Genomic DNA, 14,391 nt, shown 5'->3' with positions numbered 1-14,391 from the left:
TCGACGCGTCGAGGCGAGCTTTGGAAGACAGCCATGCCCGGGCGGCATCAGCCCGGTTGCGATGCGTGGCCGATCGCCAGATCAGGAGCGGCACCACGCGGCCAGGGTCGATGGCGGGATGACGGCGCTCATGACGCCAACGGTGACGATGGCCAATCCGACCATGTTTCGCAGCCACGTCGATGTGGCCCTGCGGCGCAGGACCGGAAGGCCGAGACCGGCGGCCAGCAGAGCGGGGAGGGTGCCAACGCCGAAGCCTCCCATGGCCACAGCGCCGCCGAGCCACGAGCCTGACAGCATGGCATAGAACAGCGCCGCATAGACCATGGCGCACGGAAGAAAGCCCCAGACGGCGCCGCTCGCCAACAGCCCCAGCCGCGGAGGAAGGGGCGCAGCATTCGCGGCGCGAGTCATGGCTGAGCTGACGCCGGATGCGAGGCGATAGAGGCCCGTCGGCAGCGGCGCCAGATCGAGCATCGAAAGCCCGATCCAGGAGAGCGCCGCCGCGGCCGCCCAGCGCAGGATGGCATGAGCAAACGCATGGTCGAATGCGCCAAAGACCGAAGAACCCATGGCGCCGACCACGGCACCGGCCAGCATGTAAGCGAGAATGCGGCCCGTATTGATCAGAACGGTCGTTGTCGCGGGACTCGGCCGCGATCGAGACGAGCCCAGGTCGGCCGCGAAATGCAGGCTGGATGCGATGCCCGAGCACATGCCGAAGCAGTGCAGGCTGGATGAGAAGCCAAGCAGCAGCCCGGCGATGAACAGCGGCTGATCGAAGTCGAACATTGTAAGCGCATTTGACGCGGTGCCGCCTCGAAGTCATTGCGCTGCGTCAAAATGATCGCTTCGCCTCAGCCATCGATCACGAGCTCCTCGGCCCCGATGGCGAGCGCGACCGGGATCAGGCCGACATCGAGCAGATAGAGCGCCAACATGAACAGCAAGCCGAGACCTGCGCCCATGATGAACGGAATGAGAACGTTCGCCGAAAGCGACTCGAGCCCCTCGGGGCGTGTGACGCGCCGTCCTCGTTCTATTTCCGTCGAGCGCTCTCGCACGCCACTCTGACGTACTCCAAGAAGCCGGCGAACATGTCGTCCATCAGCTTGAGCGTCCTGGCTGGTGCGGCCGCCGGTGTGCCGGACTGAAACGGAGGCTCTGGCGCGTACTCGGCCAGTAGTTGTCGAGCCCGGTGTCGCTGGTGACGGGCGCCATCGTCTTGGCGACGATGTGTGTGGTGGCGCCCATCAGGTTGGTGAACATGTAGTGTGGGCCGACCATGTCGAGCGCGGTGAAGGCCGGATAGATCAGTAGCGCGATCTGCTCCTTCCCCGTCCAATGCGCCGGCATTGTCGAGATGTCGTGGGCGGACCGCTGCCCTGCGTCTGCCACGTCCATCGGACGCGGCTGACCAAAGGCTTGGAGACGCGGTTGCATGGCTGCGAACATCGCGCTTGCGGCCGCGATCTGTCGGCGTGTGATCATGTCGAACCTCAATCGAAGTTGTAGGAGGTTTGCAGATAGAACGTGGTGTAGGCAACATTGTCGCGGTCGATGTCGAACACCGCCACGGTTCCCGTCAGCATGTCTCCCCAATTGAATTTGATGCCGGCTTCGCGCTGTTGCGACGTCTCAGGCGGCCCCGCGACGAGCGTGGTCGAGAACGGCGTCCACTTCATTCCCTCATGCGCTTGGACGGGTGACGCAGACCAGCCGGCCGTATTTCGCGAACGATGGCACGCCGCGCTATACGACCTTCACCTACGATACGCTGGGCCGGGTCCTAACGACGACGCAGCCAGACGGCAGCGTGTCGCAGGCGGCCTATCATGGTCTCACGACCACTGAGACCAACGCGCTCAACCAGACGCGGACGGTCACCAAGAGCAGCCAGGGCCAGGTGGTCGCGGTCACCGATACGCTCGGCAAGACCATGACCTATGCCTATGACGCGGTCGGCAATCTGGTGCAGACCACGGACGCCCTGGGCAATGTCGTCAGCGCGACCTATGACCTCAGGGGCCGCAAGATCGCGAGCAGCGATCCCGATCTCGGCAACTGGACCTACAGCTACAACACGCTGGGGCAACTGGTCACCCAGACCGACGCCAAGGGGCAGACGGTCAGCCTGAGCTACGACCGGCTGGGCCGCATGGTGCAGCGGGTCGAGCCGGACATGACCTCGGTCTGGGCCTATGACACCGCGGCCAACGGCATCGGCAAGCTGGCCTCGAGTGGCATCACCTCCGGCTCGGGCAACGGCTTTGCCCGCAGCTTCAGCTATGACAGCCTGGGCCGTCCGCTGCAGGTCGCGACCACTATCGATGGCGCCACCTACACCATGGGCGCGACCTACGACGCCAACAGCCGGCTGATCAAGGTCAGCTACCCCTCTGGCTTCACCGCGCGCTATGGCTACAACAGCCTCGGCTTCGCCAACCAGCTGCAGGACGACGCCACCAGCCAGGCCTTCTGGACCGCGAATGCGATGGATGCCGACGGGCACCTGACGCAGCAGACCGCCGGCAATGGACTGGTCACCACCCGCGGCTTCGATCCGCTGACGGGGCGGCTGACCAGCGTCGCCACCGGCACCGGCAGCGCCGTGCAGAATCTGAGCTTCGGCTACGACTGGCTCGGCAATCTGACCTCGCGCAGCGACGCCAACACCAATGTCAGCGAAAGCTTCAGTTACGACGGGTTGAACCGGCTGACGACGTCGACGACCAGCCTCAATCCGACGCCGCTGGTGAAGACCTATTCCTACAGCGCGATCGGCAACATCCTGTCGAAGTCGGATGTCGGCACCTACGTCTATCCGGCAGCCGGGGCGCCGCTGCCGCACGCCGTGATGAGCGTCGCCGGCGGCAGCATCAATGCGACCTTCACTTACGATGCCAGCGGCAACCAGACCTCTGGTCTCGGCCGCAGTGTCATCTATACGTCCTACAACAAGCCGGCGAGCATCACGCAAGGCACGCGGACGATCTCCTTCGTCGACGACACCGAGCACCAGCGCTTCAAGCAGGTGACGCCGGAAGGCACCACCCTGTACATTGCCGGCTTCGGCGTGATGGCCGAGGTGCAGAACCCCGGCGCGACGACGCAGAAATGGACCGACTATCTCTCGGTCGGCAATGCCAAGGTCGGCATGCGCGTCACCCAGACGGCCGCCAGCGGCACGACGCTGACGCTGCGCTACTTCCACACCGACCATCTCGGCTCGATCGTGGCGCTCACCGACGAGAACGGCCTGCTGCAGCAGCGTCTGTCCTATGACGCCTGGGGCAAGCGCCGCAACGTCGACGGCACCGACGCCGTCGCCGGCAGCACCACCAGCCAGACCACGCGCGGCTTCACCGGCCAGGAGGAGCTCTCGGTCGGCGGCCTCGTGCACCTGAACGGCCGCGTCTACGATCCCTTGCTGGCGCGGTTCACCAGCGCCGATCCGACCGTGACCGAGCCGCTCAATCCGCAGGGCTGGAACAGGTACTCCTATGTCGGCAACGACCCGCTGACGTTCACGGATCCGAACGGATTTAGTTGGCTATCGAACTTCTTCGGCAGCGTCGGACACTTCTTTAGCGGCGTCGCTAAGGCTATCGGCAACTTTATCGCGAATAATTTGCAATCGCTGGTGCAGATCGCCATTACGGCTGCCTTGACCGCGACCGGAGTGTTTGCGCCTATTGCTGCATTCGTCGGCGCAGCCGTTACCACTGGTATGTTCGGCGGTAGTCTCACGCAAGTCTTGAAAGCTGGCGTGATAGCCGCCGCCACAGCCGTCGCATTCTATGGTGTGGGCGAGCTCACAAACCAATTCCCCGGAGCGAACCCGCTCCCCGGCGGCGGCCACGGCACTCCGACCTTTATGTCAGAGGCATATGGAGTGAATGTTGCTGGGCATGCGATTGTAGGCTGTGCATCGGCAGTTGCATCAGGTGGGAGCTGTAAGTCAGGAGCACTATCCGCCGGCGCCAGCGCTGCATTCAGCCCCATGCTTAAAGGGTTGAGTGGCGCTGCTGCGGTTACGGCGCATGCTGTAATCGGAGGCGTGGCCTCCGTCGCAGGCGGAGGGAAATTTGGCAACGGCGCAATCACAGGAGCGTTTGGGTATCTGTTCAATGAGGCAGCGAAGCGCGTTGTATCAGCCACCATCGACGTGCTCGACTATCGGGAATTCCAAAGAAAGCCAGGCTGGGATGGTTTAGCCATCGACCTACTGGCCAGAGTAAGTGATCCAAGTGCTTACGCACATTATAATTGGGTGCAAACCGTTACTACAAATATGCCTTCTCCTGGGAATTCGCCAAATGTGCCGTACCTCGATGCTGCCCCCGATAACGCGCCATACTACAATTCCAAATCTTTCAACGCGCAGGAAGAATTGGACGCGCAAATCCAGGGGGGGTAGTTAAGTTTGCAGATGCCCCACAGAGAGCGTATACGGGAACGCCGATTTCGTGGCAGGCTAACTTGTCTCTCGTGGGAATAAACTCGGATGGCTCTTATGACGTCCTTAAATCCATTTCGTATGGTTTTACTCTCGACGCAAAAGGGGTGCATTTGATGCCAATGGGTGGAAAATGAGAGGTGTGGCAACAAGAGCACTAGCGATCGCAATCGTGTTTCTGTTAACGGCAATGAACTGCTTTGCTCAGTCAAATGAGCGCGTGACATATTCACTGATTGCGATTGAATACATCGGGGAGTCCGATAGTCCTATAAGATCTGTGCTTATCAGTACTTCTGAAGCGGGGGCAGAGTGGTACCGTCGGACGAAGATGAGACCAATCGAGGCGAGGTTGGTAGACTCGCATGTAGTCGGCGTAGCCCTATTGAATGAGGTCATCGCAGATATAAAATCGTTCGAAAGTGCACGGAAAACAGATGCGATGTCTTCCAAGGTTGCTGGGGTTGAGGTGTCTATTATTACACCTGGAATAAATAGTTCCGGTTTCTATAAATTGGAAGAAGCGCTGTCACTATTGGAAGCCGTTCGGAAGACTTGTCGTGACGATGAGGCCTTGTCTTCAAACTTGGCCTATTTCCATAGGCGGCTATTGCAGAACCGGAGATGGTAACGTGAACAGGACAGTTAATAGGTAATGGTGACACTGCTGGACTGCCCCTCAAGTGAGGCACGATAATCTCAGTGACTGTGCGGTTGCGATTACGGTGACGCTGCACGTAATTAGTTGGTAGGTAAGCGCTGCTGCGGCGTTCGTGGTGATCGACGAGAAGATGAGGTCTGGACGAAATTACGTTTTGACGTTATACAGCTTTTGATTGCGTCTTGCGGCGTTAGAACGTAAATTCGTGTATCAAAGCATGTGTATGACTCACTTGCGTGTCCCGCTAGCAATATCTCTCGCTTCGAAAACCCTCTAGACTCTGCCTGTTAGTCGTTGAGCAGCCCTGGCTGCTTCTAGTCGGGGTGGACAGCAGTGCGTGGCGAGGCTTGCAGGCGCGGGTGGATGGCGCTTCCGGTGGTGCTGGCGCTGTCGGCGTGCCAGACCATGGAGGAGGGGACGTCGTCGTTCGCCTGGAGCACGAGTGCTGCGGAGGCGGGATCGGCGGTGCAGGCGCAGGCGGCGATGCGGTCGCCTGCTGGGAATGCCCGGGCCGGCCGGATCTCGGGCTCGCCGCTGCTCGATGACAACAAGGGCGGCCCTGCCACCGTGATGGAGGGCACCGGGCGTTTCGTCGGGGAGCCGGCGACTGGGGCGGTGCCGCGCGGGGCGGAGGATGTCGGGATTACGGTGACAGTGCACTTAGTTGGTTGATAGGTCCGTGCTTCTGCGGCGTTCGTGAGAATCGACAGGCAGGTGAGGGCGGGGCAAAATCACATTTTGAGGGGCGCAACCCATGATTGTATGTTGCGCCATTCGACGCAAACTCGTGCATCAAAGCATGTGTATGACTCACCTGCGTGTCCTGCCAGCAATATCTCTCATTTCCAAAACCCTCTAGACTCCGCCTGTTAGTTGTTGAGCAGCGCTAGCTGCTTGGGGTTTGGGGTGAACAGCAGTGCGTGGCGAGGGGTGCAGGCGCGGGTGGATGGCGCTTCCGATGGTGCTGGCGCTGTCGGCGTGCCAAACCGTGGAGGAGGGGACGTCGTCGTTCGCCTGGAGCACGGGTGCTGCGGAGGCGGGATCCGCAGCGCAGGCGCAGGCGGCGATGCGGGCGCCCGCTGGGAATGCCCGGGCCGGCAGGATCTCGGGCTCGCCGCTGCTCGATGACAACAAGGGCGGCCCTGCCACCGTGATGGAGGGCACCGGGCGTTTCGTCGGGGAGCCGGCGACTGGGGCGGTGCCGCGCGGGGCGGAGGATGTCGCTGACGGCGTCACCATCAATCTCGCTGGGGTGCCGGTGCCGCAGGCGGCGAAGACGGTGCTCGGGGATATTCTCGGGGTCAAATACACGGTCGATCCGGGGATCGAGGGGCGGGTCACGATCCAGACGCCGCGGCCGGTGGCGCGGGCGGCGGTCATCGATCTGTTCCAGGCGGCGCTGCGGGCCAACAATGCTGCCGTGGTCAACAATCGCGGCATCTATCGCATCGTGGCGGCGGACCAGACGGCGGTGTCATCCGCGTATCGCACCGATGATGTAGCCGATGGCGGCGAGATGGTCGGCAACGGGCTGCAGGTGGTGCAGCTGAAATATGTCTCGGCCTCAGAGATCCGGCGCGTGGTCGAGCCGATCGCGCCGCGCGGCGGGGTGGTGCGGGTCGATGATGCGCGCAACCTGATCACGCTCTCGGGCAATCGCCAGGAGATCGCGGCGATGATGGAGGCGATCGCGCTGTTCGACGTCGACACCATGAAGGGCATGTCGTTCGCGCTGATCCCGGTCAAGACCTCAGCGCCCGACGCGATCGCGACCGAGCTGAAAAGCGTGTTCGGCTCCGACCGCGGCGACGGGCCGATGGCCGGCATGGTGCAGTTCGTGCCCAACAAGCGGCTGCGCTCGATCCTGGTGATCTCGCCGCAGCTCGCCTATCTGCGCCGCGCCGAGAGCTGGATCCGCAAGCTCGACGCGCAGGCGCAAGGCTCCGAGAAGCAGCTCTTCACCTATGCCGTGCAGAACCGCCGCGCCCAGGAGCTGGTCGACGTGCTGCAGTCGATGTTCCCCACCGATACGCAGGCCGCGACGGCCGGGCGGCGCACGGTGGCGCCGAACTACCAGGAGGCGAGCGTGCAGTCGCAGCCGTCGTCGTCCGGCGGCGGACTGTCCGGATCGTCGTCGCCGTCCTTCACCGGCGGGCTCGGCGCATCCAGTGGCGGCTTCGGCGGCATGCGCAATGCGGCGCCGGCGGCTGCGGCGCCGAGCGTCATGCCGGCGGCGGCTCCGGCCGCACCCACCGGCCGCGACGGCGAGGCCGACGGGCCGCGGCTGCGGATCGTCGCCGACGAGGCCAAGAACGCGATCCTGATCGAGGCGGCCTCGGCCGACTACAAGCGCGTGCTGCAGGTGATCGAGCGGCTCGACCAGATGCCGAACCAGGTGCTGATCGAGGCGACCATCGCCGAGGTCACATTGAACGACGAGCTGCGGTTCGGCGTGCAATGGTACATGCAGAAGCACAGCTCGAAATTCACCTTGACGGAGGCGGTCTCCGGCGCCGTCAGCTCGGTGTTTCCCGGCTTCTCCTACGCGCTGACAGCGGCCAACATCGCTGCCACGATCGACACCCTGAACCAGATCACCAACGTCAACATCGTATCCTCGCCGTCGCTGGCGGTCATGGACAACAAGCCGGCGGTGCTGCAGATCGGCGACCAGGTGCCGATCACGACGCAATCGGCGACCGGCACCCTGACGCCCGGCGCGCCGATCGTCAATTCGGTGAGCTACAAGGATACGGGCGTGATCCTGTCGATCATCCCGCGCATCAATGAGAGCGGGCGCGTGCTGCTCGACATCGAGCAGGAGGTGTCGAGCGTGGCGCCGACCACGTCATCGAACATCGATTCGCCGACCATCCGGCAGCGCAAGATCAGGACATCGGTGGTCGTGAACGACAATGACGCGCTGGTGCTGGGCGGGCTGATCCAGGAGGGCCGCACCACCGGCCGCAGCCAGCTGCCGATCATTGGGGACATCCCATTTATCGGCAATTTCGCCGGCAGCCGCGACAACGTCATTGGCAAGACCGAGCTGATCATTCTCATCAGGCCGCACGTGATGCGCAGCCTCGACGAGGCGCGCAGCGTGACCGAGGAGTACCGCCACTTCATGGCGATCGAGGGTCCGCATCGCCGGCAGCCGGCGCGGCGGCGGGTCGAGGACACCGGACGCAGGATTCTCGACTGATGCCGCGCTTCCGCTACCGCGCCTACGGCACCGACGGCTCCTTCGCGGAGGGGACGGTCGAGGCCGCGTCCGCGGATGCGGCGAGCGCGGCGCTGTGGGCGCAGGGATTGTCGCCGTTCCAGATGCAGGCCGCCGATAGCGCCGGCACGGCATGGTGGAACCGCGAGATCACGCTCGGCAACGGCGCGGCGCGCGCGGACCTCTTGGCATTCACCCGCGAGTTCGCCACGCTCTGCGCGGCCGACATCCCGATGGACGATGCCTTGCGCATCGTGCACACGCAGGCCTCGGCAGCACGGCTGCGCGCCCTGGTCGAGGCACTGCTCGCCGATGTCCTCAATGGCCGCCCGTTGTCGGAGGCGATGCAGGGCCAGCCGCGCATCTTCCCCGCCGACTATGTCGCTGTCATCAGAGCCGGCGAGAGCGGCGGGCGGCTGGCACAGGTGCTGACCGAGCTCGCCGAGCTCCTGGAGCGGCGGGCGGAGATCCGTGCGCGCATCCAGTCGGCCCTGATCTATCCCGCGATGCTGATCGTGCTGAGCCTCGCAACGCTCGCGATCATCGTCGGCGGGGTGATCCCGTCGATGGCGCCGATCTTCACCCAGAGCGGCAAGCCGGTGCCGCTGACCATCCAGCTGATGCTCGCGCTGAAGGCGCATTGGCTCGAGATCGTGATCGCTGGCCTTGCCGCCGTCGCGCTGCTCGGCGCCATCGTGGCATTCACCATGGCCGATCCCAGCCGCCGCCGGCGTCTCGACCGGCTCGCGCTGCGGCTGCCGCTGCTCGGCGGCTTCCTGCTGCAGCAGGACACCGCGCGCTTCGCCCGTACCCTCGGCACCATGCTGATGGCCGGCGTGCCGCTGATCGCAGCGACGAAATCGGCGAGCGACGTCGTCGACAACCGCCATCTCCGCGCCGGCATGGAACAGGCGATCGAGCGGATCCAGCAGGGCACAGCGTTGCACCGCGCGCTGCGCAACGAGGTCGCGCTGCCGGCCGTGGCGCTGCAGATGATCGCGGTCGGCGAGGAGGCTGGCAAGCTCGACCGCATGCTGTTGCGAGTGGCGCAGATGCTGGAAAAGCAGCTGCAGACCAGCGTCGATCGCTTCATGGCCGCGCTGACGCCGGCGATGACGGTCGGCATCGCATTGATCATCGGCGCGCTGATCATGCCGGTGATGAACGCCGTCCTCAGCATCAATGATCTGGCGGGGCGATGAGCGTGCGGGCGGCAGTGGGACGGGACGAGGCGAGCGCCGGCTTCACGCTGGTCGAGATGCTTGCCGTGCTCGTCATCCTGGCGCTGACGGCATCCGCCGCCGTCCCTTTGCTATCACGCGGCGCCGGCACGGTGAGCCTCGATGCGGCGACAGGCGAGATTGCGTCGGCGCTGCGCGCGACGCGCTCGGCTGCGATCGTGCAGAACCGCGTGATGACCCTGAGCATCGACGTCGACCGCCGGGCCTTCAGCTCGGACGTCGTCCGGCCGCGCACCTTCGCGCCGGACATCCAGGCGAAGCTGACCTATGCCGCCGCGACGCGCGTGGGCGCCGCCGTGGGCGGCTTCCGCTTCTTTCCGGACGGCTCGTCGACCGGCGGCGATCTGAGCCTGGAGTTGAACGGGCATCACATCAGGCTCTGTGTCGAATGGCTGACAGGGACGGTGCGGACCGCCGCGACGTGTTGAGGGGAGGGGACGAGCATGCTGGGATGGATGGAATGTCGTGATGCCGTGAAGCTGCGGGTGGCCGCGTGGCGCGGGCAATTCCGGCTTCGTCTGCGCAGAGACCGCGATGGCGAGGCCGGCTTCACCTTGGTCGAGATGCTGGTCGTCATCACCATCATCGGACTGATCATGGGTCTCGTCGGCCCGCGCGTGCTGAGCTATCTCTCCGACTCCAAGCTCAAGACGGCGCGGATCCAGATCCGCAGCCTGTCCTCGGCGCTTGACCTCTATCACCTCGACAATGGCCGCTACCCGACCGCAGCCGAAGGGCTCGGCGCGCTGGTGCAGAAGCCGGCCACGGCGACGACCTGGAATGGCCCCTATCTCAGCGGCACGCTGGTGCCGAACGATCCGTGGGGACGGCCCTATGTCTACAAATTTCCCGGGCAGCACGGCGCCTACGACATCGTCTCGCTCGGGCCCGAGGGACGCGAGGATGACACCTCTGCCAATGCCAATGTGACGAGCTGGCAGCCATGACGCGCGTCGCGGCAGTGATGGCCCCACCTGTCGACGACGAGGCCGGCTTCACGCTGGTCGAGGTCATCGTTGCGCTGGCCATGCTGTCGGTCGGCCTCGCTTTGGTGATGAGCCTGTTCTCGACCGGACTGTCACGAACGGGCATGGCCGAACGCGTGGCTGGTGCCGTTGCGCTGGCGCAGTCGCTCATGGCCCAGGTCGGCAATTCGATTCCGCTGCGCACCGAGACGCGCGATGGCACCGAGGCGAACGGCTATCGGTGGCGCCTCGCGATGCAGCCCTATCGGCCGGCGCCAAACAGCGATGGACGCCCGGTCGAGCTGTACCAGGTCTCGGTCGAGATCGGCTGGCTGGAAGGGCAAGACCCGCGCTCCTATGCGCTCTCGACGCTTCGCCTCGGGCCTAGAGTCTCCAGGTCGCAGTGAGCCAGACCGATGACGTCGCCGAAAGCAAGCGGGATGGATGATCGCGACGCCGGCTTCACCCTGGTCGAGGTTCTCGTTGCGCTGGCGCTGTTCAGTCTGCTCGCCGTCCTGCTGTTCGACAGCGTCAAGTTCGGCGTGCAGGCCTGGCGCAGCGGCAGCGCCCGTGCGGAGTCGTTCCAGCGCGAGCTCGTAGCGCAGGACGTGCTGCGGCGGCTGATCGGCAATCTCTATCCGATGATGCTGGGCGAAGGCGCGGCGCAGCGGCGCATCGACGTCGACGGGCAGGCCGAGAGCCTCGAGTTCCTCAGCGACGCGCCAGCCGTGTCCGGTGGGGCCGGCCGCTTCCGCTTCAAGCTGTTCGCCGACCGCAGGCGTGACGGGGGCGATCTCGTTTTGCAGTCCCGACCCGAACTGGCGGTGAAGCCGGACACCGAGCGGACGCTGCTGGTGTCCGACATCGATCGGATCGAGCTCAGTTATGCGGCAAGAGCAACGGGAGACGCCAGTCCTGCCTGGAGCACGAGCTGGAAGGATCAGAGCGAGGCTCCCGGCCTGATCCGGCTGCGGGTCCTGATGCGTCCCGGCGATGCCCGTCACTGGCCGGAGCTCGTGATCGCGCCGCGGGTGCAGGCCGATGTGGCCTGCGTCTACGACGCGCTCACGATGCGCTGTCGCGGGCGATAGGGGGCGACATGCCGGTGCTGTCGGTTCTCTGGGGGCTTGCGCTACTGACGGCGATTGCGCTCTCGCTGTCATGGTCGAGCAGCGTGTCCTATGGCCTTGCCCGCAATGGCATCGAGCAGGCCGCTCTGAACGCACTCGTCGACGCCGGTGTCAATGCCGCCATCGACGGTCTGCTCGATGCGAGGGCGGATCGCCGTTGGCACGCCGATGGCCGTCTCTACATGCTCGATTTCAACGGCACGCAGATCGGCATCCGGATTCAGGACGAGCTCGGACGGGTCGACCTCAACCAGACCGATGAGGCCATGCTGAACAGCCTGCTGCTATCAGCAGGGCTGGACGCGCGGGCCGCCGCTGACCTGGCCGACAAGATCGTGGACTGGCGAACCGCAACGTCCCTGAAGCATCTGAACGGCGCCAAGGACCGGGACTACGCGTCGCGCAACGCCGCCTATCATCCCCGCAACGGTCCGTTTCAGAGCGTCGATGAGCTGCTCCTGGTGATGGACATGACTCCGGCGATCTTCGCCCGGATCGCGCCGGCGCTCACGGTCCATTCGGGACGGCAGTTCGTCGATCCGCAATTGGCGCCGCGCGAGGTGCTGCGCGCGCTGCCCGGCATGACCGCGCAGAGTGCCGAAGCGACGCTGGCCGCGCGCGACGGTGCCAGGTCCGGCCTTGCCGAAGGCAACCCGATGACGGTGCTGCGTGGGCGCGCCTTCACGATCCGGACCGAGTTTTCCCAGGCGTCGCGCGTGGTCGAAGGCGAGGTCGCGGTGCGCCTGACGGAAAATCCGCAGCAGCCCTATTGGGTGCTGAGCTGGGGGACGCGATGACGGGACGCCCAGGGCCAGCGATGCAGCAGGCCGACGCCTTCGCCGCAGACCTCGAGCAGCCGCGCGCGCAGCTGCACCGGTCCATGCCCGACATGGACCGGACCGCATTGTTGCAGAGTTTTGGCGACTTCCTGCGCGAGGAAGGCATCGTCGATCGTATGAGCCTCGACCGTGCCGGACGCGCGGCGCAAACCACCGGAGACAGGCTCGACACCGTGCTGACCAAGCTCGGTCTGGTGTCGGAGGCCGGTCTGGTCGCGGCGTTGTCGAAATTCCTGGCACTCGATCTGGTGCGTCCGGATCAGATTCCGATCGACCCCGTGTTGCCCGAACTGGTCGAAGCGGAGTTCGTGCGTCACAATCATGTGCTGCCGCTCGGCTGCAGCGATGGCCGGCTTGCCGTCGGCGTGACCGATCCGTTCAACCACGATCCGATCCGGGCCCTTGCCTTCCTCACGGGCCTTTCGGTCGACATGCGGCTGTTTACGGCCGCAGATTTCGACAAGGCCTGCGCCGGGCTCTATCCCGCCATGTCGCGCAGCGACGAGACCCGCGCCACCGGCGGCGCCGAGGCCAACGAAGCCGACGTGCAGCGGTTGCGCGATCTTGCGAGCGAGGCGCCGATCATCCGCCTCGTCAACCTGATCATCACCAACGCCGTCGAGGCGAGGGCGTCGGACATCCATATCGAGCCCAATGTCGACCAGGTGCTCGTCCGCTATCGCATCGACGGCGCCTTGCGCTCGGTCCAGGTGCTCGCGGCGGACCTGCGTGCCGCGATCACGTCCCGCGTGAAGATCATGTCGAAGCTCGACATTGCCGAGCGGCGCCTGCCGCAGGACGGGCGCATCAAGATCGCGGTCCGTGGCATCGACATTGACTTCCGCGTCTCCACGATCCCCACGGCCTTCGGCGAAAGCGTCGTGCTGCGCGTGCTCGACCGCAATCGCGTCAGCCTGGATTTTGCCGAGCTAGGATTCTCCGCTGAGCATATCGCGACGCTACAGGCGCTGCTGCAGCAGCCCAACGGCATCATCCTGGTCACCGGACCGACCGGCAGCGGCAAGACCACGACGCTGTATACGGCGCTGAAGGCGCTCAACAGCACCGAGCGCAAGATCTTCTCGGTGGAGGATCCGATCGAGTATCAGATGCCGGGGATCAATCAGGTCCAGGTCCAGTCGGAGATCGGGTTGACGTTTCCCCATGCGCTGCGCTCGATGCTCCGGCAGGATCCGGATATCATCATGATCGGCGAAATCCGCGATCTCGAGACGGCGCGCATCGCCATCCAGGCCTCGTTGACCGGTCACCTCGTGCTGTCGACGCTGCACACCAACGATGCGGCGTCCGCGATCACCCGCCTGATCGACATCGGCGTCGAGAACTATCTGCTGGCCTCGACACTGAAGGGCGTGATTGCGCAGCGTTTGGTACGCAGGCTCTGTTCCCGTTGTTCGCATGGTCATCCGCAGGCGAGCTATTGGGCGGAGAGCTTCGAGCGGTCCGTGACCGGACTCCGTGCGTTGGGGCAGCCAGACATTCGCCAGCCGCAAGGCTGCTCCGATTGCGGCAATGCCGGCTTCTCCGGACGTTCGACCATCGCGGAGATGCTGGTCATCGACGAGGCATGTCAGAGTCTGATCCTGGCGAAGGCGTCGGACACTGCGATCGAGCGCGCCGCCCGCGAGCAGGGCATGCAGAGCATGTACGAGACCGGAGTCCGGAAGGTCTGGCGCGGCGAGACCACGATCGACGAAGTTCTGCGCGCGACGCGCATGGGATAGGGCGGCGGGACGGGCGATGCATGAGAGCAAGGATAGAGGCGCGTTGCTGGCCACGGTTCGTGCGGCGCGTCCACGCGACTGGGCGCAATCGGCTGCCGCCTGGTGGTGCAGGGAAGCGCTCGATCTGC

13 protein-coding genes are annotated in these 14,391 nt (G+C 64.7%); 10 read left to right on the top strand and 3 right to left on the bottom strand.

Annotation, left to right across the window (positions count from 1 at the left end; all coding sequences use genetic code 11):
- Positions 1-81 precede the first annotated feature (81 nt).
- The 3 genes from QXZ94_RS21620 to QXZ94_RS21610 form a co-directional block, all read right to left on the bottom strand.
- Positions 82-792, bottom strand: a complete 711-nt coding sequence (locus tag QXZ94_RS21620; protein WP_315722124.1) for a sulfite exporter TauE/SafE family protein — start codon at positions 790-792, stop codon at positions 82-84.
- A 315-nt stretch (positions 793-1,107) separates the two neighbouring features.
- Positions 1,108-1,356 (bottom strand): hypothetical protein, encoded by a 249-nt coding sequence (locus tag QXZ94_RS21615; protein WP_315722123.1) that lies wholly within the window; start codon positions 1,354-1,356, stop codon positions 1,108-1,110.
- A gap of 143 nt (positions 1,357-1,499) precedes the next feature.
- The gene (locus tag QXZ94_RS21610; protein ID WP_315722122.1) at positions 1,500-1,685 is read right to left on the bottom strand and encodes a TonB-dependent receptor domain-containing protein; all 186 of its coding nucleotides are present in this window, start codon (positions 1,683-1,685) and stop codon (positions 1,500-1,502) included.
- A 20-nt stretch (positions 1,686-1,705) separates the two neighbouring features.
- On the opposite strand from QXZ94_RS21610, the gene QXZ94_RS21605 reads away from it, so the two are divergent.
- The 10 genes from QXZ94_RS21605 to QXZ94_RS21560 all read left to right on the top strand — a co-directional run bounded on the left by QXZ94_RS21605 (position 1,706) and on the right by QXZ94_RS21560 (position 14,263).
- Positions 1,706-4,420: an RHS repeat-associated core domain-containing protein gene (locus tag QXZ94_RS21605; protein WP_315722121.1), complete on the top strand. Its 2,715-nt coding sequence runs from the start codon at positions 1,706-1,708 to the stop codon at positions 4,418-4,420.
- A gap of 1,063 nt (positions 4,421-5,483) precedes the next feature.
- On the top strand, positions 5,484-5,792 hold the full coding sequence (locus QXZ94_RS21600) for a hypothetical protein (protein ID WP_315722120.1): 309 nt from the start codon (positions 5,484-5,486) through the stop codon (positions 5,790-5,792).
- Between the two features lie 274 nt (positions 5,793-6,066).
- Positions 6,067-8,325: a type II secretion system secretin GspD gene (gene gspD / locus QXZ94_RS21595; RefSeq protein WP_315722119.1), complete on the top strand. Its 2,259-nt coding sequence runs from the start codon at positions 6,067-6,069 to the stop codon at positions 8,323-8,325.
- Positions 8,325-9,545, top strand: a complete 1,221-nt coding sequence (locus QXZ94_RS21590; protein ID WP_315722118.1) for a type II secretion system F family protein — start codon at positions 8,325-8,327, stop codon at positions 9,543-9,545. Before gspD ends, QXZ94_RS21590 begins: the two co-directional genes overlap by 1 nt.
- Entirely contained in the window at positions 9,542-10,012 is a 471-nt protein-coding gene (locus QXZ94_RS21585) for a GspH/FimT family pseudopilin (protein ID WP_315722117.1), read from the top strand. The genes QXZ94_RS21590 and QXZ94_RS21585 overlap by 4 nt, the downstream gene beginning before the upstream one ends.
- A 15-nt stretch (positions 10,013-10,027) precedes the next feature.
- A complete protein-coding gene (gene gspG / locus QXZ94_RS21580; protein ID WP_315722116.1) occupies positions 10,028-10,531 on the top strand; it encodes a type II secretion system major pseudopilin GspG in 504 nt (167 codons plus the stop codon).
- A complete protein-coding gene (locus QXZ94_RS21575) occupies positions 10,528-10,956 on the top strand; it encodes a type II secretion system protein (RefSeq protein ID WP_315722115.1) in 429 nt (142 codons plus the stop codon). The genes gspG and QXZ94_RS21575 overlap by 4 nt, the downstream gene beginning before the upstream one ends.
- 9 nt (positions 10,957-10,965) lie before the next feature.
- Positions 10,966-11,640 (top strand): prepilin-type N-terminal cleavage/methylation domain-containing protein, encoded by a 675-nt coding sequence (locus tag QXZ94_RS21570; RefSeq protein ID WP_315722114.1) that lies wholly within the window; start codon positions 10,966-10,968, stop codon positions 11,638-11,640.
- 8 nt (positions 11,641-11,648) lie between these two features.
- Positions 11,649-12,476, top strand: a complete 828-nt coding sequence (locus QXZ94_RS21565) for a type II secretion system protein GspK (protein ID WP_315722113.1) — start codon at positions 11,649-11,651, stop codon at positions 12,474-12,476.
- On the top strand, positions 12,473-14,263 hold the full coding sequence (locus tag QXZ94_RS21560; protein ID WP_409998763.1) for a GspE/PulE family protein: 1,791 nt from the start codon (positions 12,473-12,475) through the stop codon (positions 14,261-14,263). Before QXZ94_RS21565 ends, QXZ94_RS21560 begins: the two co-directional genes overlap by 4 nt.
- Positions 14,264-14,391 lie beyond the last annotated feature (128 nt).

The organism is Bradyrhizobium sp. SZCCHNS2022 (assembly GCF_032377575.1).
Lineage (GTDB): Bacteria > Pseudomonadota > Alphaproteobacteria > Rhizobiales > Xanthobacteraceae > Bradyrhizobium > Bradyrhizobium aeschynomenes.
The sequence above is the reverse complement of the archived record's forward strand: the minus strand, read 5'-3'. Positions and strand labels throughout refer to the sequence as shown.